Below are 22,644 nucleotides of genomic sequence, written 5' to 3'. Positions count from 1 at the left end.
CGGTTACTTTGATCTTAACAACGCTTTATTAATATCTTTAATCAATTTGGGCCCTTCATAAATAAAACCGGTATACAATTGAATTAAGCTAGCACCAGCTTCTAATTTTTCAAGAGCATCTTTTGCACTATGTATTCCGCCGACACCTATAATCGGAAAAGCGTTATTACTTTTTTGTGATAAGAAACGAATTACTTCTGTTGATCTAGATGTTAATGGCTTACCACTTAAACCTCCTTTTTCGTTTACTAAATCACGATTTGACCTTAATCCCTCTCTAGAAATCGTAGTATTCGTGGCAATGATTCCTGCTATCTTAGTATCCTTAACAATAGCTATAATATCTAATAACTGCTCATCTGTTAAGTCTGGAGCTATTTTTAACAAAATTGGTTTTTGTGATACTTTTTCTTGATTTTTAGATTGCAACGTATTCAAGAGCATCGTAAGCGGTTCTTTGTCCTGCAGTTCCCTTAAATTAGGAGTGTTTGGCGAACTGACGTTCACTACAAAATAATCAACATAATCAAAAAGAGCATCAAAGCAAATTTTATAATCTTCTACGGCATTCTCATTTGGGGTAATTTTGTTCTTTCCTATATTACCTCCGATCAAGACTCCTTTATTATTCTTTAATCGCACTACTGCATCCTCTACCCCACCGTTATTAAAACCCATTCGATTAATAATACCACTATCATCTTTTAATCTAAATAGTCTTTTTTTTGGATTACCATCTTGAGGTTTAGGTGTCAAAGTACCTATTTCAATAAAACCAAAACCAAAATTATACAACTCATTAAACAGCTTCGCATCTTTATCAAAACCTGCTGCTAATCCTACAGGGTTCTTAAACTTTAACCCAAACACTTCTCTTTCAAGCTTTGGATCATTAATAACATACATCCCTCTAAATATCGAAGACATTAAAGGTATTTTGGACAAAAATCTTACCATTTTAAATGTAAAATGATGAATTTTCTCTGGATCATATCTAAATAAAATAGGGCGTAAAAAATACGTATACATTAAGCTTGATTTTGTTTGCGCAAAAATAAGTGATAAGAGGTTCTAATAAAAATGTATTTTTGAATGCTGAAGATATATCAAATACCTGTCTATTATGATTTCAAAACAACACATCATTAATCGCTTTATAAGTTATGTTACCATCGATACAGAAAGTGATCCTGAAAGTAACACTACTCCCAGTTCAGAAAAACAATGGGATCTGGCCAATAAATTAGCAAAAGAATTAAAGGATATAGGTCTTGAGGAGGTTACCATTGATGAAAATGCTTATATAATGGCTACACTCCCATCTAACATAGAGGAAGACGTACCCACTATTGGTTTTATATCGCATTTTGATACGAGCCCAGATTTTACTGGAGCAAACGTAAAACCACAAATCATAGAAAATTATGATGGTAAAGATATCATCCTAAACGCTGCTGAAAATATTGTTCTTTCTCCGGATTATTTTGAAGACTTAAAGCTATATAAAGGGCAGACGCTAATTACTACAGACGGCACAACACTTTTAGGTGCCGATGATAAAGCAGGAATTACTGAAATAGTTAGTGCTATGGAGTACCTTGTACAACATCCTGAAATTAAGCATGGTAAAATTCGTGTTGGTTTTACGCCCGATGAAGAAATAGGTCGTGGAGCTCATAAATTTGATGTTTCAAAATTTGGAGCTGATTGGGCGTACACTATGGATGGTAGTGAAATTGGCGAGCTTGAATACGAAAATTTTAATGCCGCTGGAGCAGTAGTTACGATAAAAGGAAAAATTGTACATCCGGGATATGCCAAAGGGAGAATGATCAATAGTATGTATATTGCTCAGGAATTCATCAATTCTTTACCAAGATTAGAGACACCAGAACACACTTCTGGTCGAGAAGGTTTTTTCCATTTACATACTATTAAAGGAGATGTCGAAGAGACTCAGTTACACTATATTATTAGGGATCACGACAAAGAACATTTTGAAGCTAGAAAAGAAGTAATGAAAAAATTGGCTTCAGAAATCAATGCTCAACGTCAACAAGAAGTTATAGAGGTAACCATAAAAGATCAATATTATAATATGCGCGAAAAGGTAGAACCTGTAATGCATATTGTTGATATTGCTGAAGAAGCAATGAAAGCCCTTAATATCAAACCGATTATTAAACCTATTCGAGGTGGAACAGACGGTTCACAATTAAGCTTTATGGGCTTACCATGTCCAAATATTTTTGCTGGAGGCCATAATTTTCATGGGCGTTATGAGTATGTCCCCGTAGAAAGCATGATCAGTGCTGCTAAAGTTATTATTAAGATTGCACAACTTATTCCAACTAAAAAGTTCTAGACTAGTTTTAAAACATGAATTGATCTTGTTAAAAAACAAACTATATCATTCCCTATCTAATTATTTATATTTTGATCATAATTTAGATAATTAGGTAGGGTCTTTTCATTTTGATTTGTTTTAGAAATATGACTCGCAAAAAAAGCGTTTTTTAAAAGCACCTAAAACAATTTTATAATGAAAAAAATTTTTACAGTAATTGCAACTCTTATCTTTTCTTTATCATATGCGCAGGAAGAAAACCTAGTAAGAAACGAGAATAAACATGAATTTAGATTAGATGCCCTAGAAATATTAGCAATACCTAACCTAGAAATTAATTACGAATATATATTAAACAAGTACTCTGGTGCTGGTATAGCTGCTAGTGTTAGTCTAGATAATGATTATAAAGAATACCAAGCGTATAGCATTTCCCCTTATTACAGACAGTATTTCTTAAATAAAAAAGACTTTGGTGCTCGAGGGATGTTTGTAGAAGGGCTTTTACGTTTTGCAGGTGGAGAAGTAGAAACGAACGATTTCAATTCTCCAACACCAGTGAACAATACTACCAATGAAGGAAATTGGTTTGATATTGGAGTAGGATTAGTCGTCGGTCAAAAATGGGTAAGTGACAATGGTTTTGTATTTGAAGTAAGTCTTGGAGGAGGTCGTTATCTTCTTGATGAAAGCAACAATGAAGGTTTTTTTAGAGGTGGCGTATTAATTGGATATCGCTTTTTCTAAAAAAGAATTTAATATAAAATAAAAGCGCGATATTAAAATTAATATCGCGCTTTTTTATGATGTGCAAATTATTACTTCTTTTCTGCAGGTGGTGCATTTAATTTCTGACTCATTTCTAAAGAAATGGCAGATTTATCAAATGTTAACTTACCTGAACCTGTTTCAATAACAACTGCATTATTTTTTTCGCTAAAGTCAAAAACTTTTCCGTGCAGACCACTTTTAGTAACAACGCGATCTCCTTTTTTAAGCTCTTCAGCAAATTTCTTTTCCTTTTTGGCCTTTTGCATTTGTGGTCGTATCATAAAAAAATACATCACTACAAATATTAAAAGTATAAAAGGTAACTGTCCTCCGAATCCTTCCATAAAATTATTCACTTACTGGAGTTCCACTCACAGGTTTTGCTTTTGGAGTAACTAAAGCTTTAATTTTAATAACTTCTTTTCCAGCTTCAGTATTCGTAGTAATAGTTACTTGCTTAGTTTGCTGATTAGGTTTTCCATTAGAGTTAAATTTAACTAACATCTCTCCTGTAGCTCCTGGTGCAACTGGCTCTTTTGTCCATTGAGGAACAGTACAACCACAACTTCCTTTTGCATTAACGATTACTAATGGCGCTTTACCTGTATTAGTGAATGTAAATTTATGTTCTACTACATCTCCTTCATTTATTGTACCGAAATCGTGCTCAGTTTCAGCAAAAGTCATTACAGGAAAATCTGTATTTTTTGCATCACGTTCTGCAGCTATTTCAACGTTTTCTTCGTTAACTTTCTTTGTAGCATCATCTTTACAAGACACAAATGTCATAGCAAAAATTCCGGCCAAAATTAAGATTCCTTTTTTCATTACTTGGGTTTTTAATTATATAAGGGTTAAAAATACTATTTTTTTTGGACTACAAAAGTCCTCGTCCTACTTTATTTAGTTTACCACTTTCTTGATATTCTTTTGAAATCTTGTCTAGAATACCATTTATAAAAATACTACTTTTTGGAGTACTATATTCTTTAGCGATTTCTAAATATTCGTTAATTGTTACTTTTATGGGTATCGACGGAAACTTAACAAACTCACAAATTGCCATTTTAATAATTGCTTTGTCCAACTCTGCAATTCGATCTTGATCCCAATTTGGGGTCTTACCATCGATTTCTTTTGCAAAGGTAGTTGCATTAAGTACCGTTTTTCTAAAAATATCTATTGCGAATTTTTTATCATCAACATCTTTATACAGCTTTGGTAAAGATTTATGCTCGTCATGAGATGATTTACTTTTTCTTAGCATTTTTATAATTGCCGTATTAATAAGTGGTAAATCATCTACCCAAGTGAGTTTTTTATCCTCTATATATTCATAAAGTTTCTCATTTGGTGCAATGATTTCTTTAAATATCTCAATCACAAAATCTTTATCTTCTCTAAAAGAGCTTAGTTTAGTACTCATATATTCGGTATACAAAGTACTTTCTTTAATCTCTTTCCATAATATTTTAACGTACTCATCATCTAGCTGCCAGCAGTTTAACTTTCTGTTTTCAATTTCTGCCTTGAGCTGTACATTATTTTCTAATAATAGTAAAACCTCGTTTTTTATAAATTTTGTATTGGGATCTTTTTCTTCTGAAGTAGCTAAATATTTTTTTTGACTAATCTCTAGAAATTCTGCTGCATGCTCCTTAATCTCTACTAAAAGTTGAAGATTGATTAGAAACAGATCATACATCTGATCGATACTAAATAGAAGAAATTTTTCTTCTTTATCAAGATTGTCACTTTGCGTCTGCTCCATCGAATAGAGGGACTGCATTACTTTTACTCTAATATGCCTTCGGGTTAACATAGCCTATTTACAAAGAACTTTATATTAAAAACAACTGAAAGTATGGTATTCTTTCGTTTGGCAAAAATACTATTATTTTTAATCTGACTACCCTAAAAGTTCTTTTTTTATATCCCCATTTCTTATTTAAAAAATATCCTATCTACCTCTTCTATAATGAACCTAAAATTGAGATAGATAGGAATAGTTTTTTAAGATGCGGCATTCTCTTTCTTACGTGCTGCTATTCTATCTTCGGCAATACTAATCGCTGCTTCATTTGTAGTTGTACTAGTTGCTTTAGCCTTATTTAGAATATCTAGTGTAGTATCAAATATATTTTCTGTTTTAGAAGTAATCTGATCTCTACCATATCCTTCTATTTCAGCATATACATTGATTATCCCTCCTGCATTAATTAAAAAATCAGGAGCATAAACAATTCCTTTCTTTTGTAATAATGCTCCATGAATATCTTCATTTGCAAGCTGATTATTTGCAGCTCCCGCAATTACTTTTACGTTTAACTTATTGATTGTTTCATCATTTACGGTAGCACCTAGAGCACAAGGAGCGTAAATATCTGCAGTTTCTGCATATAAATCATTTCCTCTATAAATATCAACTCCATATTTTGTACTTACAGCGTTTAATCTTTCTTCATTAATATCACTAATTATCACATTTGCTCCTTCTTCAGAAGCTAATCGCACTAGTTCTTCTCCCACATGTCCTATACCTTGTACCAAAATCTTTTTTCCGGCAAGAGCATCACTACCATAAGTGAATTTTGTAGCGGCTTTCATTCCCATATATACTCCATATGCCGTTACAGGAGAAGGGTTTCCTGCTCCTCCTTTAGATTCTGAAATACCAGTAACGTAAGGAGTAACTTCTCTTACTGTATCCATATCAGAAGTTTCCATTCCTACATCTTCTGCAGTATAATACTTACCTCCAAGAGTATGTACAAATTTCCCAAAGCGTTTCATTAACTCAGGAGTTTTAAGTTTCTTAGGATCTCCTATAATCACTGCTTTACCTCCACCAAGATTTAATCCTGTGATTGCCGCTTTATACGTCATCCCGCGTGATAACCTTAAAACATCATTAAGTGCATCCCACTCTGTTTTATAATCATACATTCTAGTACCTCCTAAGGCAGGTCCTAAAATTGTGTTATGCACACCAATTATTGCCTTCAATCCTGTATCTTTGTCTTGACAAAAAACAACTTGTTCATGGTTATCAAAAGATAGTTGACCAAATACGGGAGCTTCTTTTTTTAATTGATTTGCAGTAAACACTTCAGTTATCATATATTGGAAAAATTAAATGTTATAAATTATATTATATTCAAAATCAGGATGCTAAAATAGCACATTTTTATGGATTTCAAATTAATAGCTGTTAAACTTTACGAATTTACTAACAAAAAAGCCTTTAAACTCTAATATTTTATGCGTGCATTACGCCATTTAAACAAATATTTCTTAAAATATAAATACCGACTTTTAATTGGACTAGTAATTACTATTATTGCTAGGGTTTTTGCTACTTTGGTCCCCTCATTTGTCGGCAAATCTGTGGATGTAGTCCAACAATATCTAAACAATGAAGTTTCGAGCTTAGATGAAGTAAAAAGTGGACTTATTTTCAATATACTCCTCATTTTTGGATCTGTTTTAATATCAGCATTTTTCACTTTTTTAATGCGACAAACTTTTATAGTAGTTTCAAGATTCATAGAATTTGATTTAAAAAATGAGGTATTTCAACATTACGAAAAACTATCTCTAAATTTTTACAAAAAAAATCGTACTGGGGATCTTATGAATAGAATAAGTGAAGATGTTTCTAGAGTACGTATGTATGTTGGTCCCGCAATTATGTATAGTGTAAATACATTAACGCTATTTGTAGTGGTTATTGGTTATATGATTAGTATAGCTCCAGAACTCACATTATACACCGTAGCTCCACTACCCATATTATCTGTTTCTATTTACAAATTAAGTGTAGCGATACATAAACGCAGTACAGTTGTACAAGAATTCTTATCCAAATTAACCACATTTACTCAAGAATCCTTTAGTGGCATTACTGTTATTAAGGCGTATGGAATTGAAACGCAAACTCATGACAACTTTACCGAATTATCAAATACAAGTAGAGATAAGAATCTTGATCTAGCCAAAGTACAGGCACTTTTTTTTCCATTAATGGTATTACTTATTGGTTTCAGTAATATTTTAGTAATATACATCGGTGGCCAGCAATACCTAGATGGTACCATAAAAGATGTTGGTATTATTGTGCAATTTATTCTTTATGTTAATATGTTAACTTGGCCCGTGGCTACAGTTGGTTGGGTAAGCTCTATTATACAGCAAGCCGAAGCCTCTCAATCCCGTATTAATGAATTCCTAAGTCAAGAACCCGAAATAACAAATACAGTTACTAAAAACACTCCTATTCAAGGAAATATTAGCTTTGACAATGTTTCTTTTATTTATGATGACACAAATATAACTGCTTTAGACAATGTTAGTTTTGAAATAAAAAACGGAGAAACTATAGGTGTAGTTGGTAAAACAGGATCCGGAAAATCTACAATTTTAGATTTAATTGGTCGATTATACGATGTTTCTTCTGGTGAGATTAGAATCGATGGAATTCCTATTAGAGATCTAAATCTTACTGATATTAGAGAGCGTATAGGATATGTACCACAAGATGCTTTTTTATTTAGTGATAGTATTAGAAATAATATAAAGTTTGGGAAAGAAAACGCAACTGATGACGAGGTTTACCAAGCAGCAAAAGATGCTGTAGTCCATAAAAATATAATTGGTTTTAAAGCCAAATATGAAACTGTTTTGGGGGAGCGTGGTATTACACTTTCTGGAGGTCAAAAACAAAGAGTATCTATTGCAAGAGCAATCATTAAAAACCCTTCTATTTTACTTTTCGACGACTGCTTATCTGCTGTTGATACCGAAACTGAAGAAGAAATATTACAGAATATTAACAAAATTTCTAAGGATAAAACCACTTTTATCGTAAGTCACAGGGTATCGACAACCAAAAATGCTGATAAAATAATTGTTTTAGAAAATGGGAAAATAACCCAGCAAGGCACTCATAATCAGCTATTAAAGATCGATGGTTATTATAAAGAACTCTATTTAAAACAGCTAAGCGAAAAAGAAATATGAGTTTTTTTTGTGCGATTAACAATTTTTTTAGATTTTTGAGAACATCATAGCAAATTAATTAATTTAAGAAATACGTATTATGAGTGATAATGAAATGATGGAGAAAGAAGAAATTTTCTCAAAAGTTTTAAGAGCAGGAAGAAGAACATATTTCTTTGATGTAAGGGCTACTAAAGCAGGTGATTATTATTTAACCATAACAGAGAGTAAAAAATTTACTAACGACGATGGGTCTTTTCACTATAAAAAGCACAAAATTTATCTTTATAAAGAAGATTTTGCTGGATTTACTGAAATCTTAAATGAGATGACGGATTATATAGTTGACGAAAAAGGTGAAGAAGTAATAAGCGAAAGACATCAAAAAGATTATCAAAAGTCTTACGACAATGATTCGTCCTCACAAAAAAGTGATGAAGTACCTGCCTCTGCAGAAAGTTTTACAGATGTAAGTTTTGATGACATATAAAGAATTATAACTTAAGTTAAAGTTATGCAAACCGTTTCATTCTCTGAAACGGTTTTTTTTATATTCACAGCTATTTACAAAACAATTCGTCTGAAATGAAATACATCTTTACGATTTTATTAGCTCTTACTGGGCTTATTTCTCAAGCACAAAACGATCTTTCTCTAGCATATTACCTCCCAAAAAATATTACATACAACCCTTCAATCCCTACTCCTCAAAGTGTTTTAGGATATGTACCCGGAAAATGGCATGTAACTCATGATAAGCTAGTTGCATACATGACTGCATTAGCAGATGCCTCTCCTAGAATAACTATCGAAAATAGAGGTAAAACTTTTGAAGATCGACCTATTTTATTACTTACCATAACTTCAGAGAAAAATCATCAAAACCTTGAACAAATAAAAACAAAACACGTACAACTTACAGAAGCAAATTCTAATACTATAGACTTAGAAAATCTACCTGCTATTGTATATCAAGGGTTTTCTATACATGGCAATGAAGCTAGCGGATCAAATTCTGCATTGCTATCCGCATATTATTTAGCTGCAGCGCAAGGGCAAGAAATCGATAGCTTACTTAATGATGTAGTTATTTTATTTGATCCTTCTTTTAATCCTGATGGTCTACAAAGGTTTTCATATTGGGCTAACATTCATAAAAACAAAAATATAAGCACAGATCCTCAAGACCGAGAATATAGAGAGGTATGGCCAGGAGGTAGAACGAATCATTATTGGTTTGATATGAATCGTGATTGGTTACCAGTACAATTACCAGAATCAAGGGCTCGCATTGCTACCTATCACAAATGGTATCCAAATATCTTAACTGATCATCATGAAATGGGATCTAATAGCACCTTCTTTTTTCAGCCTGGAATACAATCTCGTACCCATCCATTAACCCCTAAACTTAATCAAAAACTTACTAAAAAAATTGCAAATTACCATGCTAAAGCTTTAGATAAGATTGGTTCATTGTATTACACTGAAGAAAATTTTGATGACTTTTATTATGGTAAAGGCTCTACTTTTCCTGATATAAACGGAGGGATCGGTATTTTATTTGAGCAAGCCAGCTCACGTGGTCATGCGCAACAAACAGATAATGGGGTTCTTACTTTTCCTTTTACGATTAGAAATCAATTTACTGCTACACTTTCAACATTAGAAGCAGCAAAATCAATGCGCAAAGAACTGCTTACTTACAAAAGAAATTTTTATGTAGAAGCAAGAAAAGAATCAAATAATAACGCATACGTTTTTGGAAATGAAAAAGATGCTGCCTCTTCATTTCATTTAGCTGAAATTTTAAAAAGACACAAAATCAAGATACATGAGTTAAAACAAGATATCGCTGTTCAAAATAAAAAATTCAAAAAAGGATATAGCTTTGCAGTACCTAAAAATCAAAGACATAGTCGACTTATAAAAGCAATTTTTGAAAAACGAACTACCTTTACCGATAGCCTTTTTTATGATATTTCTTCATGGACTTTTCCCTTAGCATTTAATCTTGACTATGCAGATAATATTGCAATTTCAAATTTAGGAAATGAGATTTTAGAACTAAAACACAAACAAGCAAAACAATTAGATCAAAGTAATTACGGCTACTTGATGGAGTGGCATGAATATTATGGCCCTAAAGCTTTATATCAAATATTAGAAAAAGGATTACGCGCAAAAGTAGGAATGACTCCGTTTACTTTAAATAATGCTAATTATGACTATGGTACTATTTTGATTCCTGTTCAAAATCAAAAGTTAAACAACAAAGAACTACATGAATTTTTGCAAAAAGTATCATTAAAAAATCACATAGATATCACAGCTGTATCAACAGGTCTTACTAAAGGAATCGACTTAGGAAGTAATAAATTTAGGCCACTTTCACTACCTAGGATTGGACTATTTACAGGTTCAGGGATTACACCCTACGATGCAGGTGAAATATGGCATTTAATGGATCAACGTTTTGATATTCCTATTACAAAGTTAGATACAGATCACTTTAACAGAACTAATTTAGCACGATACACGCATATTGTACTACCTAATCAAAGAGGCTTAAGCTTTAACAAACCTCAAATTGAAAAACTGAAAAACTGGATCCGTAGTGGAGGAACTTTAATTGGTTATAGAAATATTGCTCAATTCTTTGCTATTAATGAATTTATGGAAATTGAATTTTCTAAACCTGAAAACAATGCAACGAATATATCTTTTGAACAAAGGCAAGATTTCTTTGGAGCTCAAGTAATTGGTGGAGCCATTTTTGAAGCAAAGACAGACAGGTCACACCCTATTAATTTTGGGTATAAAAATGATAAAATTCCACTATTCAGAAACACGACTATTTTTATAAAACCCAATAAACAAAGCTATAACAATCCTATACGATACACTAAATCTCCACTACTAAGTGGTTATATAAGTAAAAAGAACCTTGATTCTTTATCTGGAACAGTTCCGTTTAGGCATAAAAATTTTGGAAGAGGAAATGTAATATTGTTTACAGACAACACTAATTTCAGAGCTTTCTGGTATGGAACCAATAAATTGTTAATGAATGCAATTTTCTTTAGCGATGAAATGTAACTGTAATTATCACCCAAAGATCATCAACTTTTAAGACAGGCATACTCATACTACTTAAACAATCAACTGTATACGCCTTAAAGCTGATTTCTAAACTCATAATAATGAGATAACACAGTTTCTGGTGCTTCAGTTTGTGGGTAGTGCCCAATCTCATCTAAGATGATAACATCTGCATTGGGTACAATTTCTTTGTAGAACTCTGCCATATGCTTACCCGATATCGGGTCCACGCCTCCATCAATTAGACGTTTAGGCATATCTGTATATTGTATAGCTTCTCTCCACCTGATTTTATGAGTATCTCTTTCTTTAAGATATTTAATTAGCTTAGGAATAACATCTTTACCAGAATTATGCGCTATTCCTTGCCAAAACTGATCAATTTCTTGTTCACTGGCTTGGGTGTTTTTTCCAAAAATCTTTTTAAAATTCTTTGCTAAGGTATCTCTACCCATAAAGTGCTTTAATATTTCACCAAAAGGTGTCAACAACATTTTCTGAGTAAGCGTTGGAAAATTAGTTTCAGGAAACATTCCGCCATTCAAAAAACAAACCGATTTAATACCAAACTCATATTCAGAATTTTCTTTATGTCTTGCTAACATCTCTTGCACTACAGTATCTCCATAATCATGTGCAATAATATGAAAAGAAAATACCCCTCTCTTTCTTAAATAAGTCTCCCATAAATCTACTTGAGCAGAAATCGTATATTTAAAATCTTTTGGTTTCGAAGAAAACCCATACCCCATCATATCTATGGCATAGAGTTGATATTTTGCAGAAAGAGAACTCCATATTTTAGACCAATCCCAAGAAGAAGTTGGGAAACCATGTATCAGAATTAAAGGTTCTCCACTACCCGATTCTTTATAAAATACAGAATACTTATTTTGATATTCAAAATAAGTTCCTGAATTTTTCCAATCTTGTAATGTCATATTATTTTTTTCCAAACATCTTCTGAATAACCCAAGCTGGGCCAATTAACAAAAATTGTAAATCTTGAGCAGCAGATGGTTTTTTACCTTCTAAATGGTGTCCATAAAATTGTCCAATCCAGGCAACAACAAAAATAATTAGAGACACTAACCATAAAGGTGCTGCTTGCCCGATATAATAATTAGTAATTATACAAAAAGCTACAAAAATCAATATTTGTAATGCCATTTTCACAGATAACCTAATATAAAACAACAATATAAGTAAAGAACTTACAAAAGCCCAGTTTTCTATAAATGGATTATTTCCTGGAATAACAGAAGCTAAAAAACCGCTGGGAATACTCATAATTAAACCAACTATAGAGAAAAATATCGCTGGTACGCATACAAAGTGAATAGCAATATTTGTCTTATTTTGATGGCTTACAGCATACTCTTTAAACCAAGTGTCTAAGGTTTTCATAAAATTAATTTTTAATGTAACTAAGATACTATTTTTTAGACTTATTAAATAAGACGGTATGAGAATATCTTATATAAATTGTAATTTTGAATTTATAAAAACTTTAAAATGGCGAGAACTCTTTCAAATATGTTACCTCTTGGCACCCTGGCACCAAATTTCTCTCTTAAGGATAGTATTACTAATAATATCTTTTCTTTAGAAGAACTTAAAGGTGATAAGGGAACTGTTATCATGTTTATATGCAACCATTGTCCATTTGTAATTCACGTTAACGAAGAGCTTGTAAGAATTGCAAATGACTATAGAACTCAAGGATTTGGATTTGTTGCCATAAGCAGCAATGATATTGAGAAATATCCTCAAGATTCTCCAGATAAAATGTGGAAAACAGCTCAAAAAAATAATTACACTTTCCCTTACTTATTTGATGATACACAAGAAGTCGCAAGAGCATATGACGCCGCTTGTACTCCTGATTTCTATCTATTTGATGCTGAATTAAAACTTATTTATAGAGGCCAACTGGATGATTCTAGACCCGGCAATGGTATCCCTGTAAACGGCAGAGACTTAAGACAAGCACTAGATGCAGTGCTGCGCAACACCAAAGTATCTGAAGATCAAAAACCCAGTATTGGTTGCAACATAAAATGGAAAGAATAACATGAGTTTAAGCATGAATTCAAAAGTGACCTTCAAAAAATGCTCAAGACATGATATTGATAGTTTAGTAAAAATCAGCACACAATTTTATCCTGAACATTATATTCATATTTGGAAAAATGAAGATCCTAGTTATTACATAAATCTAAGTTTCACAAAAGAAGCTTTTGAAAAGGATTTTATAATAGATAATATTATTTATTTTTTAATAACAAATGAGAACAAGAATTTAGGATTATTAAAAATACGACAAGATCAAGCGGTAGAAGGGTATTCAAAAACAGAAGCATTACAACTAGAAAAAATATATTTATTAAAAGAATCTATTGGATTAGGAATAGGCGAGCAAGGAATCAAATTCACGAAAGAATTGGCTTATAAACTAGACAAAAAAGTTATATGGCTTGATGTTATGAGTACTAGTCCAGCACTTACTTTTTATCAAAAACATAATTTCAATACAATATCACGGTACGACCTAGATTATCCAGGCTTAAAAGATAATTATCGAGAAATGCAGCGAATGATTCTTAATATCTAGGATTTAGCAGCTATAATTTTTAAATGTGCAAGATGGTGGTTCCCATGCCATGCATATATACCAATGTCTTCTGCCAAAGAAATTGCTATATCACCTTCAGGATGAATAAATTCTTTTTCGAGTTCTTCTAATGATAATCCTTTTAAAAAGAACACCCATTTAGCATGTAATGCTTTAATTACATCAAGTGATAAGTGTATAGGTGCTGATTTTGTATCAAATAATTCGGCCCATAAAGCTTCATTATATGCTTTTATAACAGGTTTATCCTCTGTCAACGCCCATTTAAAACGAATATACCCATTATGATGGCTATCATGAACGTGATGTATTACTTGTCTAGCAGTCCATCCATTGGGTCGATAAGGCGTCTCTAACTGTTCCTCTGTAAAGCTTGAGACTAGATTAACCATTTTTGTTGGTAATTCTTCAATATCAGATATCCACTGTTTGATATGATGAGTAGTTATTTTTTCTGGGCATTCGAATACTCCTATCGGGTACTTAAGGTGATCTGTAGTCATCATAGTTTATCTTAATCTACTTTAGCATACATAAATTGTTCTTTTGAAAAAAGGTCAATTAATGTGAGTACATTTTCGTCTAAGTTATCGATTTTATAACGATAGATACGATCATCCATCGGAAAAAAGCATTCTAAAACACCTTCGTCTATTCTTGTTTTTAAACGATTTGCAAATTTGCCTGCATAAAAATTAAACCGTATTGTACCTTCAAAAATAATATAATCATCTGTGTTTTCCATATAAAGCCACCTTCCTTGCAAAGCCTCATAGGTATCTTTATTGTAGAATTTATTATCTAACAACGATTTCATTTTATTCGCATAAGCAAGAAAGTCTTCTTCAGGAGATACATCTGGCATAGAATATCCTATCTCTTTTTTTTCAATAATATCTCCATTATTAAAAAAATGATTTGACTCATATTTAGTGTATGTCTTAGCATAATTCGGCACTTTCTGACCGTAGTCATTAGTTTCCATTATATATGGCTTTTGCTTATAATCGACATAGATAAGTTGGTCATTCCAGAAATAGAAAGTAGTCAAAATATCCGCTTTACGCGTACCTACTTTTCTTGTAATTTTCTTAAGTCTTTCATGTTCATAAAATCCATTAAGTTCTGCTCCATGATCTGCCATTTTATCTAGAAACTCTTCTGGATCTAAATAAAAAGTATCAAACTCTGTATAGCTATCAATGATTTCCATTTGATCTTTGATATTTTCGAGCTTTACCTGTTTATCTTGTCCAAAAGACAAATACGCAGTACAAAGTATAATGATGGTTAGTACAAATTGTTTCATATTTAGGGGTATACTAATTTTTTGTATAAAAACTATCAAATTTAAAATATCATATTATTCTAAAATGATCATTTTTAGCAAAATAAAAAAAACTAATGTTAAAATAAGTTTAAAACCATAAAAATAACAGATGGCTTTTTAATTTCATTACTCTATATATTGGTTAATCACTAAAATATTCCTAGCAAACTTATGAATAAATAAGAATACACTAATCAAAATGCCTTTTTTAGAATAAATTCCAAAAAAAAGGCCCCTAAAATTACTTAGGGACCTTTGCTATATTTTATTCAAATTTGTTAAATTATTTAACATTTACTAGTTCTACATCAAAAATCAACGTGGCGTTTGGAGGAATTACCCCTCCTGCTCCAGATTCTCCATATCCAAGATATGGTGGAATCACTAGTCTTGCTTTATCACCTACTTTTAACAATGCTATTCCTTCATCCCATCCGGAAATAACTTGTCCCACTCCTAATGGAAAATCTATAGGCTGATTACGCTTATAAGAAGAATCAAACACCGTGCCATCTGTAAGACTTCCTTTGTAATGCACCGATACTGTCTTTCCTTTTTCTGCTTGAACACCTTCTCCTTGTTGTATAATTTTATAACGCAATCCGCTATCAGTTTTATCAAAACCAGCTGCTAATTCTTCTAATAGTTCTTCAGACTTTTTCTTTGCTGCTGCTTCTCTTTCTGCTTTAGCTCCATTAAAACTTCTAAATACCTCAACAGCATTAAAATTTTCAGCATCGGCTCCTACTCTAATGATCTCTACTTCTTCTATAACATCTCCCTGTGCAACAGTATTAACAACTTCTAGGCCTTCTACTACTTTTCCGAAAACGGTATGTTTTCCATCTAACCAAGACGTTTCTACATGAGTAATAAAAAACTGACTACCATTTGTACCAGGCCCTGCATTAGCCATAGAAAGAACTCCTGGTCCATCATGTTTAAGATCAGGATGTATTTCATCATCAAATTGATAACCTGGTCCACCAGAACCAGTGCCTTGAGGATCTCCTCCTTGTATCATAAAATCAGCAATAACTCTATGAAACTTCAATCCATTGTAATATGGTTTCCCTTGTGGAATTGCTTGATTTTCTATATTACCTTCAGCCAAACCTACAAAGTTTCCAACTGTTCCAGGTGTTTTTTTATATTCTAAGTTAATAAGGATACTACCTTTTGTGGTATTAAATTTTGCGTATAATCCGTCTTGCATAACAATATATGTTTTAGCGTTTAATTTTTGAGCTGCAAAGATAATTAATTGTTAATGGTTTACTTAAACAAAAGATTATTATTATCTCTCTATTTTCAATACTATAAAACTAACTTTACACACAATATTTAATGAGCAATGATGTTATAAAAGATTGTTACCACCGGGAAAGGTCACAACAAAAGGTATTTTTTTTTAATATTTACAGTATCTAAAAACAATGTCATCTCACAACTAACCAATTGAAATTTTTATGTAATGAAACTATTACCAACTAAACTACTATTTTTTTTATTTTTTGTTTCTACCATCTCTGCCCAAAATCTATATGAATCGGGGTATTTCATTGATAATAATAATAATCGAAAAGAATGTCTTATTAAAAGGGTTCCGTGGAAAAACAATCCAACTGAATTTGAATGGAAAAGAACAATTTCTTCTAATTCTAAAACCGAAAACATTGAAAACATTAAAGAATTTGGAGTAGGACAAGATTATATCTTTAAACGATATATCATGGAATTTGACCTAAGAGGAGATGATGTTGCTAATTCTACAAAAAGTGAGAATCCAAGATTAAGAATAAGAAAGGTTTTTCTAAGAGTAATCCTTCAAAGTGAAGCTTCTTTATTTTTATATTCTGAAAATGGTGTAAATAGATTTTTTTATACAGCTAGAAATGTTGCCTATCCTGAATTATTAGTTTACAAGACGTATTATGTTCCTGATTTAAAGAAAAAAGTAGGAAAAAAAGTTATTCCTAAATCAAACACACAATTTAAAGAGCAATTGCAACAGCACATCAATTGCGGCAATCAAGATGTTGAAGATGTAACACATACTATAAGGGATCTAAAAAAATATTTTATTGATTACAATCATTGTAAAGGTGCAAAGATCAAGTATACGGTTAAGAAAAAAATCAATCAGACTAAAATTGGTCTTATAGGATCCTTAGATTTTGTTAGTTTTTCACACCCTTCAGAATTTAATGTATCCCAAACCATATTGTATGATGATGTAATGGCTCCAAAATTCGGTTTTTATTTAGAAACTTTCATACCGTTTTATAAAGTTGATTTAAGCTTTTTTCTAGAATCAACATACAGATCGTTTTCTACAACTCAGAGTAATGCATTTGGTCCCACAGAACCTGCTAAGATAGACTTCAAAAGTATAAATGTAGCACTGGCACCTAGGTTTCACATCTACTTAAGTTCTAATTTTGAAGTTTTCTTTGAAGGAGGTCTTTCTATAGATAACGATTTGGGTACCAAATCAGTTTTTAATGATAATATTGAAAAAGTAACAGTTGATTATTTTTATGGAGGAGGATTTGGAGTCGGTCGTTTTAAATTGGGATATAGAATATATACGGATAAAAATATTGCTAAGAGTGACAAGTTAAGTGTTACATTATCCAACTCTGAACTTACAACATCGAGCCTTTATTTATCTGTTAATTTATCAAAACATAACAGAAAATAAAATATCAAAAAGCGAATTATTGCTTTTTACCTGTCAAAAAAAGGGGTTTAGATCTTACGATCCAAACCCCTTTTTTAATTTTAATTCGTTTATAAGTGAGTCTAGTTTGCTACTTCACTGATAAATTTTATACGGTACAAACGAAGTTCCTCATCATCATAATCTCCGTCAAATTCTTCTATAGCAGTATCTATCTTATCATTTTCTGCTTCAAGGAAATACTCATGTATTTCTTCTTGTTGATCTTCATCAAGTATCTCATCAATCCAATATGCTATATTGAGCTTAGTGCCACTATAAACAATAGCTTCCATCTCTTTTATAAAAGCAGTCATATCCATTCCTTTGGCAGCCGCTATATCGTCTAATCTTAATTTACGATCCACATTTTGTATAATATACAGCTTTAACCCACTATTGGCTCCTGTAGTCTTAACTACAAAATCATCAGGGCGCATTATATCATTTTCTTGAACGTATCTTGCTATAAGAGCTACAAATTCTTTTCCATATTTCTTAGCTTTACCTTCTCCTACTCCATGAACATTAGCCATTTCCTCTATTGAAATAGGATATTTTAAAGCCATATCATCTATAGAAGGATCTTGAAAGACCACAAAAGGTGGAACTCCAAGTTTTTTAGCTACTTTTTTTCTTAAATCCCGTAACATCCCAGCCAACTTATCATCACTACCTCCTTTTGCACCAGATTTTGCTGCTGTAATAATGGCATCATCATTTGCTTGATTATAAACGTGATCTTCGGTCATCATGAAACTAACTGGATTACCTAAGTACTCTTTTCCTTCTGAAGTTACTCTAATCACACCATACGTCTCTATATCTTTTCTTAAATAACCTGCAACAAGCACTTGACGTATTAAAGCCATCCAATACTTACCATCTTTTGTTTTACCACTACCAAAAAAAGATTGTTGATGCGTTTTATGAGAAATAATAAGTGCATTACTTTTACCTATTAGTGTACTTACTAAATCTTTGGATTTGTATATTTCGCCTGTTTTACTAACTACTTCAATAAGTAATTGTACCTCATCTTTGGCTTCATGTTTTTTCTTAGGCGTTCGAACATTATCGTCCATATCGGCTCCTTCACCGTTTACCTCATCAAATTCTTCTCCAAAATAATGCAATATAAATTTACGTCTTGAAATAGAGGTTTCTGCAAAAGCAACAATTTCTTGTAATAGTGCATGTCCTATTTCCTGCTCAGCAACAGGTTTACCACTCATGAATTTCTCGAGCTTCTCTATATCCTTATAGGCATAATAAGCCAGACAATGCCCTTCTCCTCCATCTCTACCAGCACGACCTGTTTCTTGATAATAACTTTCAATACTTTTTGGCATGTCATGATGAATCACAAAACGTACATCGGGTTTATCAATTCCCATTCCAAAGGCAATTGTAGCCACCACTACATCCGTATCTTCCATCAAAAACATATCTTGATGTTTAGCTCTGGTTTTAGCATCTAAACCTGCGTGATAAGGAACTGCTTTAACACCATTAACCTCTAATGTTTGTGCAAGTTCTTCAACTCTTTTCCTGCTTAAACAATATACAATACCACTTTTACCGCTGTTTTGTTTTACAAAACGAATTATATCCGCATCAACATTTTTAGTTTTAGGTCTTATTTCATAATACAAATTAGGTCGATTAAATGATGCCTTAAATGTATTAGCATCACTCATCGCTAAATTTTTCAAAATATCTTCTTGTACTTTTGGAGTTGCGGTAGCCGTAAGACCAATGATTGGGATATTTTCACCAATTCGCTTAATAATATTGCGAAGATTTCGATACTCTGGTCTAAAATCATGTCCCCATTCACTAATACAATGTGCTTCATCTACAGCTAAGAATGAAATTTTCTGAGATTTCAAAAAATCTACATATTCTTCTTTAGTAAGTGATTCTGGAGCTACATATAATAATTTTGTAACACCATTAATAATATCATCTTTAACCTTTTTTACTTCAGATTTATTCAAAGATGAATTTAACACATGCGCTATTCCTTCTTCAGAAGAAATACTGCGAATTGCATCAACTTGATTTTTCATCAAAGCGATCAAAGGAGAAACTACAATAGCAGTTCCTTCGCACATTAAAGCAGGCAGTTGATAACATAGGGATTTTCCTCCGCCTGTAGGCATTATAACAAATGTATTTTTCTTTTCGAGAATACTTTGTATTACCTTTTCCTGTAGTCCTCTAAATTGACTAAATCCAAAATGCCTCTTTAGTGCACTTTGCAAGTCAGTTCCATTCAAACTCATTAAATTTTTTAACTTTTATATACCAATTGATAAAGTTCGTTATCACTAAAATCTGGTTCCCCAAAATACAGATTTAGTGGATGTTTCATTTTAAATTTTTGAAAGCCAAAGATAAACAAAGCACAAAATAATTCGCTTTTTTTTTACAGTATTTAAAATTAATAAGGTATTGTATACCTTTGCCTAAATTAAAGATAATAAAATCTTTAATTATAACATACAAATTTTTGAAATTTTGAACACTCAAGATACTATAATCGCATATGCAAAAAAAACAATCGCTGAAGAAGCCCAAGCGATTGCCTATTTAGAAGAACTTGTTGATGAAGAGTTTTCTAAAGCAGTGGAAACCATACATAAATCAAAAGGTAGAGTCATTATAACTGGTATTGGTAAAAGTGCAATTATCGCTACTAAGATTGTTGCTACAATGAACTCTACTGGAACCCCTGCTGTATTTATGCATGCTGCAGATGCTATTCATGGAGATTTAGGTAATATTTTGGAAGACGATACTGTGATTTGTATTTCTAAAAGTGGCAATACTCCAGAAATAAAAGTATTAGTTCCTTTAATAAAAGGATTTAAAAACAAATTAATTGGTATTACTGCCAACAAAGAATCTTTTCTAGGACAAGAAGCAGATTATGTACTACATGCTTTTGTTGAAAAAGAAGCTTGCCCAAACAATCTTGCTCCAACAACCAGTACAACCGCTCAATTAGTGGTAGGTGATGCCTTGGCTGTTTGTTTATTACACCTTCAAGGTTTTTCTAGTCGAGATTTTGCTAAATATCACCCTGGAGGCGCTCTGGGGAAAAAATTATACTTGCGTGTAAGTGATATCACTTCACAAAACGAAAAGCCTCAGGTATCTCCAGAGTCTAATATTAATAGTGTTATTGTAGAAATGACAGAAAAAAGACTTGGAGCAACAGCTGTTACAGATAATGGTCATATACTAGGCATCATTACTGATGGCGATTTACGTAGAATGTTAACTACAAATACTTCTTTTGATGGTTTAACTGCAAAAGACATTATGTCTCCAAATCCAAAACGAATAAATAACGATGCTATGGCTGTAGATGCACTTGAAAAGTTGGAAGAGTATGCTATCACGCAATTATTAGCAGAAGAAGATGGCAAATATGCCGGTTTTTTACATATTCATGATTTAATGAGAGAAGGTATTTTATAATGACACAAAACACCCAAAAAGACCCCCAATCAATGTCTTTTCTAGACCACCTAGAAGAGTTACGTTGGCACCTTATAAGAGCAACAGTTGCAATATTAATTGCAGGAACAATAGCATTTATAGCTAAAGAGTTTATTTTTGATGTACTTATTTTTGGTCCTAAAAAGCCAGATTTCCCCACCTATAAAGGGCTATGCAATTTATCAAGATTATTACATTTAGATGAAAGTTTATGTTTTAAAGAATTACCTTTTAGTGTTCAAAGTCGAAAAGTAGCGGGACAATTCTCTGTACATATATGGACATCAATCACTGCTGGTTTTATTTTTGCATTTCCATATGTGATATATGAGTTTTGGAGATTTATAGCCCCTGCAATGCATGCTAATGAAAAAAAATATTCTAAAGGGTTTATCATTATTTGTTCTTTTTTATTTTTTCTAGGAGTCCTTTTTGGATACTATATAATTACTCCACTTTCAATAAATTTTTTAGGAGGATACCAAGTAAGTAAAGAAGTCCTTAATGAGTTCGACATTGACAGTTATATTGCTTTAGTGCGAGCATCTGTACTAGCTTGCGGGCTAATATTTGAATTACCCGTTATCATGTATTTCTTAACCAAAGTAGGACTTGTTACTCCCGAATTTTTAAGAAAATACAGAAAATTTGCCTTAGTAATTGTATTAATATTATCCGCAGTAATAACTCCACCTGATATTGCGAGTCAAGTTATTGTTGCTATCCCCGTTTTAATATTATATGAGATAAGCATATATATTTCTAAAGCTGTTATTAAAAAAGAAAATAAAAAACTCAAAAAACAATCCTGATGAGTACTATAGTGAATGAATTTAACGAGTATAGAGAAAAAATGAATTCTAGAATTCTAGAAGATAATAATAAAGTCCTTAAAAGAATTTTCAATCTTGATACCAATGCATATATGGCCGGTGCCTTGGATGTAAAGACAAAAGAACTATTAGGTCTAGTTGCTTCTGCGGTATTGCGATGTGATGACTGTGTTCGTTATCACTTAGAAACTTGCTATAAAGAAGGCCTTACTAAAGAAGAAGTAGTAGAATCTTTGAGTATTGCTACATTGGTAGGGGGAACTATTGTTATTCCTCATTTGCGTCGTGCTTATGAATTTTGGGATGCTCTAGAATCTAATGATTCTTAATTTTTTAAATTTCACAGTTAAAAAGAATACCATAAATTTACATCAGTATTTTTAGCAACACCAAACA

General features: G+C 32.1%; 22 protein-coding genes. 11 read left to right on the top strand and 11 right to left on the bottom strand.

Annotation, left to right across the window (positions count from 1 at the left end; genetic code table 11):
* Window positions 1-3 precede the first annotated feature (3 nt).
* A complete protein-coding gene (locus AWE51_RS23670) occupies window positions 4-1,029 on the bottom strand; it encodes a quinone-dependent dihydroorotate dehydrogenase (protein WP_066319176.1) in 1,026 nt (341 codons plus the stop codon).
* 94 nt (window positions 1,030-1,123) lie between these two features.
* On the opposite strand from AWE51_RS23670, the gene pepT reads away from it, so the two are divergent.
* A complete protein-coding gene (gene pepT / locus AWE51_RS23665; RefSeq protein WP_066319174.1) occupies window positions 1,124-2,365 on the top strand; it encodes a peptidase T in 1,242 nt (413 codons plus the stop codon).
* 177 nt (window positions 2,366-2,542) lie between these two features.
* Window positions 2,543-3,094 carry a hypothetical protein gene (locus AWE51_RS23660; protein WP_066319172.1) on the top strand — a complete coding sequence of 184 codons (552 nt, stop codon included), beginning with the start codon at window positions 2,543-2,545 and terminating at the stop codon, window positions 3,092-3,094.
* Between the two features lie 71 nt (window positions 3,095-3,165).
* Here AWE51_RS23660 and yajC read toward each other — a convergent pair whose 3' ends face one another.
* The 4 genes from yajC to AWE51_RS23640 all read right to left on the bottom strand — a co-directional run bounded on the left by yajC (window position 3,166) and on the right by AWE51_RS23640 (window position 6,238).
* A complete protein-coding gene (gene yajC / locus AWE51_RS23655; RefSeq protein WP_066319169.1) occupies window positions 3,166-3,462 on the bottom strand; it encodes a preprotein translocase subunit YajC in 297 nt (98 codons plus the stop codon).
* A 4-nt stretch (window positions 3,463-3,466) separates the two neighbouring features.
* Window positions 3,467-3,946, bottom strand: a complete 480-nt coding sequence (locus AWE51_RS23650) for a DUF1573 domain-containing protein (RefSeq protein ID WP_066319167.1) — start codon at window positions 3,944-3,946, stop codon at window positions 3,467-3,469.
* 49 nt (window positions 3,947-3,995) lie between these two features.
* Window positions 3,996-4,889: a transcription antitermination factor NusB gene (gene nusB, locus AWE51_RS23645; protein WP_317041851.1), complete on the bottom strand. Its 894-nt coding sequence runs from the start codon at window positions 4,887-4,889 to the stop codon at window positions 3,996-3,998.
* 242 nt (window positions 4,890-5,131) lie between these two features.
* The gene (locus AWE51_RS23640) at window positions 5,132-6,238 is read right to left on the bottom strand and encodes a Glu/Leu/Phe/Val family dehydrogenase (protein WP_066319162.1); all 1,107 of its coding nucleotides are present in this window, start codon (window positions 6,236-6,238) and stop codon (window positions 5,132-5,134) included.
* Window positions 6,239-6,379: 141 nt separating this feature from the next.
* Here AWE51_RS23640 and AWE51_RS23635 point away from each other — a divergent pair, with 141 nt between their 5' ends.
* From AWE51_RS23635 to AWE51_RS23625, 3 genes are all read left to right on the top strand, one after another.
* A complete protein-coding gene (locus tag AWE51_RS23635; protein ID WP_066319160.1) occupies window positions 6,380-8,137 on the top strand; it encodes an ABC transporter ATP-binding protein in 1,758 nt (585 codons plus the stop codon).
* Window positions 8,138-8,216: 79 nt separating this feature from the next.
* Window positions 8,217-8,606 carry a PUR family DNA/RNA-binding protein gene (locus AWE51_RS23630; protein ID WP_066319157.1) on the top strand — a complete coding sequence of 130 codons (390 nt, stop codon included), beginning with the start codon at window positions 8,217-8,219 and terminating at the stop codon, window positions 8,604-8,606.
* Between the two features lie 95 nt (window positions 8,607-8,701).
* On the top strand, window positions 8,702-11,215 hold the full coding sequence (locus tag AWE51_RS23625; RefSeq protein ID WP_066319154.1) for a M14 metallopeptidase family protein: 2,514 nt from the start codon (window positions 8,702-8,704) through the stop codon (window positions 11,213-11,215).
* A gap of 77 nt (window positions 11,216-11,292) precedes the next feature.
* On the opposite strand, the gene AWE51_RS23620 is transcribed toward AWE51_RS23625, so the two are convergent.
* Window positions 11,293-12,159, bottom strand: coding sequence for an alpha/beta fold hydrolase (locus AWE51_RS23620; RefSeq protein WP_066319151.1), 867 nt, complete (start codon window positions 12,157-12,159; stop codon window positions 11,293-11,295).
* Window position 12,160: 1 nt separating this feature from the next.
* Window positions 12,161-12,625 (bottom strand): Mpo1 family 2-hydroxy fatty acid dioxygenase, encoded by a 465-nt coding sequence (locus AWE51_RS23615; RefSeq protein ID WP_066319145.1) that lies wholly within the window; start codon window positions 12,623-12,625, stop codon window positions 12,161-12,163.
* 108 nt (window positions 12,626-12,733) lie between these two features.
* Between AWE51_RS23615 and AWE51_RS23610 the strand changes: the two genes are divergently transcribed.
* Together AWE51_RS23610 and AWE51_RS23605 are read left to right on the top strand one after the other, a co-directional pair.
* Window positions 12,734-13,291 carry a thioredoxin family protein gene (locus AWE51_RS23610; RefSeq protein WP_066319142.1) on the top strand — a complete coding sequence of 186 codons (558 nt, stop codon included), beginning with the start codon at window positions 12,734-12,736 and terminating at the stop codon, window positions 13,289-13,291.
* Between the two features lie 13 nt (window positions 13,292-13,304).
* A complete protein-coding gene (locus tag AWE51_RS23605) occupies window positions 13,305-13,832 on the top strand; it encodes a GNAT family N-acetyltransferase (RefSeq protein WP_157766213.1) in 528 nt (175 codons plus the stop codon).
* Here the strand turns inward: AWE51_RS23605 and AWE51_RS23600 are convergent.
* The 3 genes from AWE51_RS23600 to AWE51_RS23590 form a co-directional block, all read right to left on the bottom strand.
* Window positions 13,829-14,359 (bottom strand): YfiT family bacillithiol transferase, encoded by a 531-nt coding sequence (locus AWE51_RS23600; RefSeq protein ID WP_317041850.1) that lies wholly within the window; start codon window positions 14,357-14,359, stop codon window positions 13,829-13,831. The two genes, AWE51_RS23605 and AWE51_RS23600, sit on opposite strands and share 4 nt — an antisense overlap.
* Window positions 14,360-14,367: 8 nt before the next feature.
* Entirely contained in the window at window positions 14,368-15,162 is a 795-nt protein-coding gene (locus tag AWE51_RS23595; protein ID WP_066319133.1) for a hypothetical protein, read from the bottom strand.
* Between the two features lie 304 nt (window positions 15,163-15,466).
* A complete protein-coding gene (locus AWE51_RS23590; RefSeq protein ID WP_066319129.1) occupies window positions 15,467-16,399 on the bottom strand; it encodes a peptidylprolyl isomerase in 933 nt (310 codons plus the stop codon).
* A 258-nt stretch (window positions 16,400-16,657) separates the two neighbouring features.
* On the opposite strand from AWE51_RS23590, the gene AWE51_RS23585 reads away from it, so the two are divergent.
* On the top strand, window positions 16,658-17,887 hold the full coding sequence (locus AWE51_RS23585; RefSeq protein WP_066319126.1) for a hypothetical protein: 1,230 nt from the start codon (window positions 16,658-16,660) through the stop codon (window positions 17,885-17,887).
* Window positions 17,888-17,988: 101 nt separating this feature from the next.
* Here the strand turns inward: AWE51_RS23585 and recQ are convergent, their stop codons facing one another.
* Entirely contained in the window at window positions 17,989-20,193 is a 2,205-nt protein-coding gene (recQ, locus tag AWE51_RS23580; RefSeq protein ID WP_066319125.1) for a DNA helicase RecQ, read from the bottom strand.
* Window positions 20,194-20,428: 235 nt separating this feature from the next.
* Here recQ and AWE51_RS23575 point away from each other — a divergent pair, with 235 nt between their 5' ends.
* Genes AWE51_RS23575 through AWE51_RS23565 form a run of 3 tightly spaced genes read left to right on the top strand, consistent with a single transcriptional unit; the run spans window position 20,429 to window position 22,577 of the window.
* Entirely contained in the window at window positions 20,429-21,394 is a 966-nt protein-coding gene (locus AWE51_RS23575) for a KpsF/GutQ family sugar-phosphate isomerase (RefSeq protein WP_066319124.1), read from the top strand.
* The gene (tatC, locus tag AWE51_RS23570) at window positions 21,394-22,227 is read left to right on the top strand and encodes a twin-arginine translocase subunit TatC (RefSeq protein WP_066319123.1); all 834 of its coding nucleotides are present in this window, start codon (window positions 21,394-21,396) and stop codon (window positions 22,225-22,227) included. Before AWE51_RS23575 ends, tatC begins: the two co-directional genes overlap by 1 nt.
* The gene (locus AWE51_RS23565) at window positions 22,227-22,577 is read left to right on the top strand and encodes a carboxymuconolactone decarboxylase family protein (protein WP_066319118.1); all 351 of its coding nucleotides are present in this window, start codon (window positions 22,227-22,229) and stop codon (window positions 22,575-22,577) included. Before tatC ends, AWE51_RS23565 begins: the two co-directional genes overlap by 1 nt.
* Window positions 22,578-22,644 lie beyond the last annotated feature (67 nt).

It is taken from the genome of Aquimarina aggregata (assembly GCF_001632745.1).
Taxonomy (GTDB): domain Bacteria; phylum Bacteroidota; class Bacteroidia; order Flavobacteriales; family Flavobacteriaceae; genus Aquimarina; species Aquimarina aggregata.
This window is presented reverse-complemented; position numbering and strand designations above follow the sequence as displayed.

Coding starts and splice junctions, on each gene's coding strand:
- AWE51_RS23670 (WP_066319176.1), bottom strand. CDS start 1,029: ATGTATACGTATTTTTTACGCCCTATTTTATTTAGATATGATCCAGAG.
- pepT (WP_066319174.1), top strand. CDS start 1,124: ATGATTTCAAAACAACACATCATTAATCGCTTTATAAGTTATGTTACC.
- AWE51_RS23660 (WP_066319172.1), top strand. CDS start 2,543: ATGAAAAAAATTTTTACAGTAATTGCAACTCTTATCTTTTCTTTATCA.
- yajC (WP_066319169.1), bottom strand. CDS start 3,462: ATGGAAGGATTCGGAGGACAGTTACCTTTTATACTTTTAATATTTGTA.
- AWE51_RS23650 (WP_066319167.1), bottom strand. CDS start 3,946: ATGAAAAAAGGAATCTTAATTTTGGCCGGAATTTTTGCTATGACATTT.
- nusB (WP_317041851.1), bottom strand. CDS start 4,889: ATGGAGCAGACGCAAAGTGACAATCTTGATAAAGAAGAAAAATTTCTT.
- AWE51_RS23640 (WP_066319162.1), bottom strand. CDS start 6,238: ATGATAACTGAAGTGTTTACTGCAAATCAATTAAAAAAAGAAGCTCCC.
- AWE51_RS23635 (WP_066319160.1), top strand. CDS start 6,380: ATGCGTGCATTACGCCATTTAAACAAATATTTCTTAAAATATAAATAC.
- AWE51_RS23630 (WP_066319157.1), top strand. CDS start 8,217: ATGAGTGATAATGAAATGATGGAGAAAGAAGAAATTTTCTCAAAAGTT.
- AWE51_RS23625 (WP_066319154.1), top strand. CDS start 8,702: ATGAAATACATCTTTACGATTTTATTAGCTCTTACTGGGCTTATTTCT.
- AWE51_RS23620 (WP_066319151.1), bottom strand. CDS start 12,159: ATGACATTACAAGATTGGAAAAATTCAGGAACTTATTTTGAATATCAA.
- AWE51_RS23615 (WP_066319145.1), bottom strand. CDS start 12,625: ATGAAAACCTTAGACACTTGGTTTAAAGAGTATGCTGTAAGCCATCAA.
- AWE51_RS23610 (WP_066319142.1), top strand. CDS start 12,734: ATGGCGAGAACTCTTTCAAATATGTTACCTCTTGGCACCCTGGCACCA.
- AWE51_RS23605 (WP_157766213.1), top strand. CDS start 13,305: ATGAATTCAAAAGTGACCTTCAAAAAATGCTCAAGACATGATATTGAT.
- AWE51_RS23600 (WP_317041850.1), bottom strand. CDS start 14,359: ATGATGACTACAGATCACCTTAAGTACCCGATAGGAGTATTCGAATGC.
- AWE51_RS23595 (WP_066319133.1), bottom strand. CDS start 15,162: ATGAAACAATTTGTACTAACCATCATTATACTTTGTACTGCGTATTTG.
- AWE51_RS23590 (WP_066319129.1), bottom strand. CDS start 16,399: ATGCAAGACGGATTATACGCAAAATTTAATACCACAAAAGGTAGTATC.
- AWE51_RS23585 (WP_066319126.1), top strand. CDS start 16,658: ATGAAACTATTACCAACTAAACTACTATTTTTTTTATTTTTTGTTTCT.
- recQ (WP_066319125.1), bottom strand. CDS start 20,193: ATGAGTTTGAATGGAACTGACTTGCAAAGTGCACTAAAGAGGCATTTT.
- tatC (WP_066319123.1), top strand. CDS start 21,394: ATGACACAAAACACCCAAAAAGACCCCCAATCAATGTCTTTTCTAGAC.
- AWE51_RS23565 (WP_066319118.1), top strand. CDS start 22,227: ATGAGTACTATAGTGAATGAATTTAACGAGTATAGAGAAAAAATGAAT.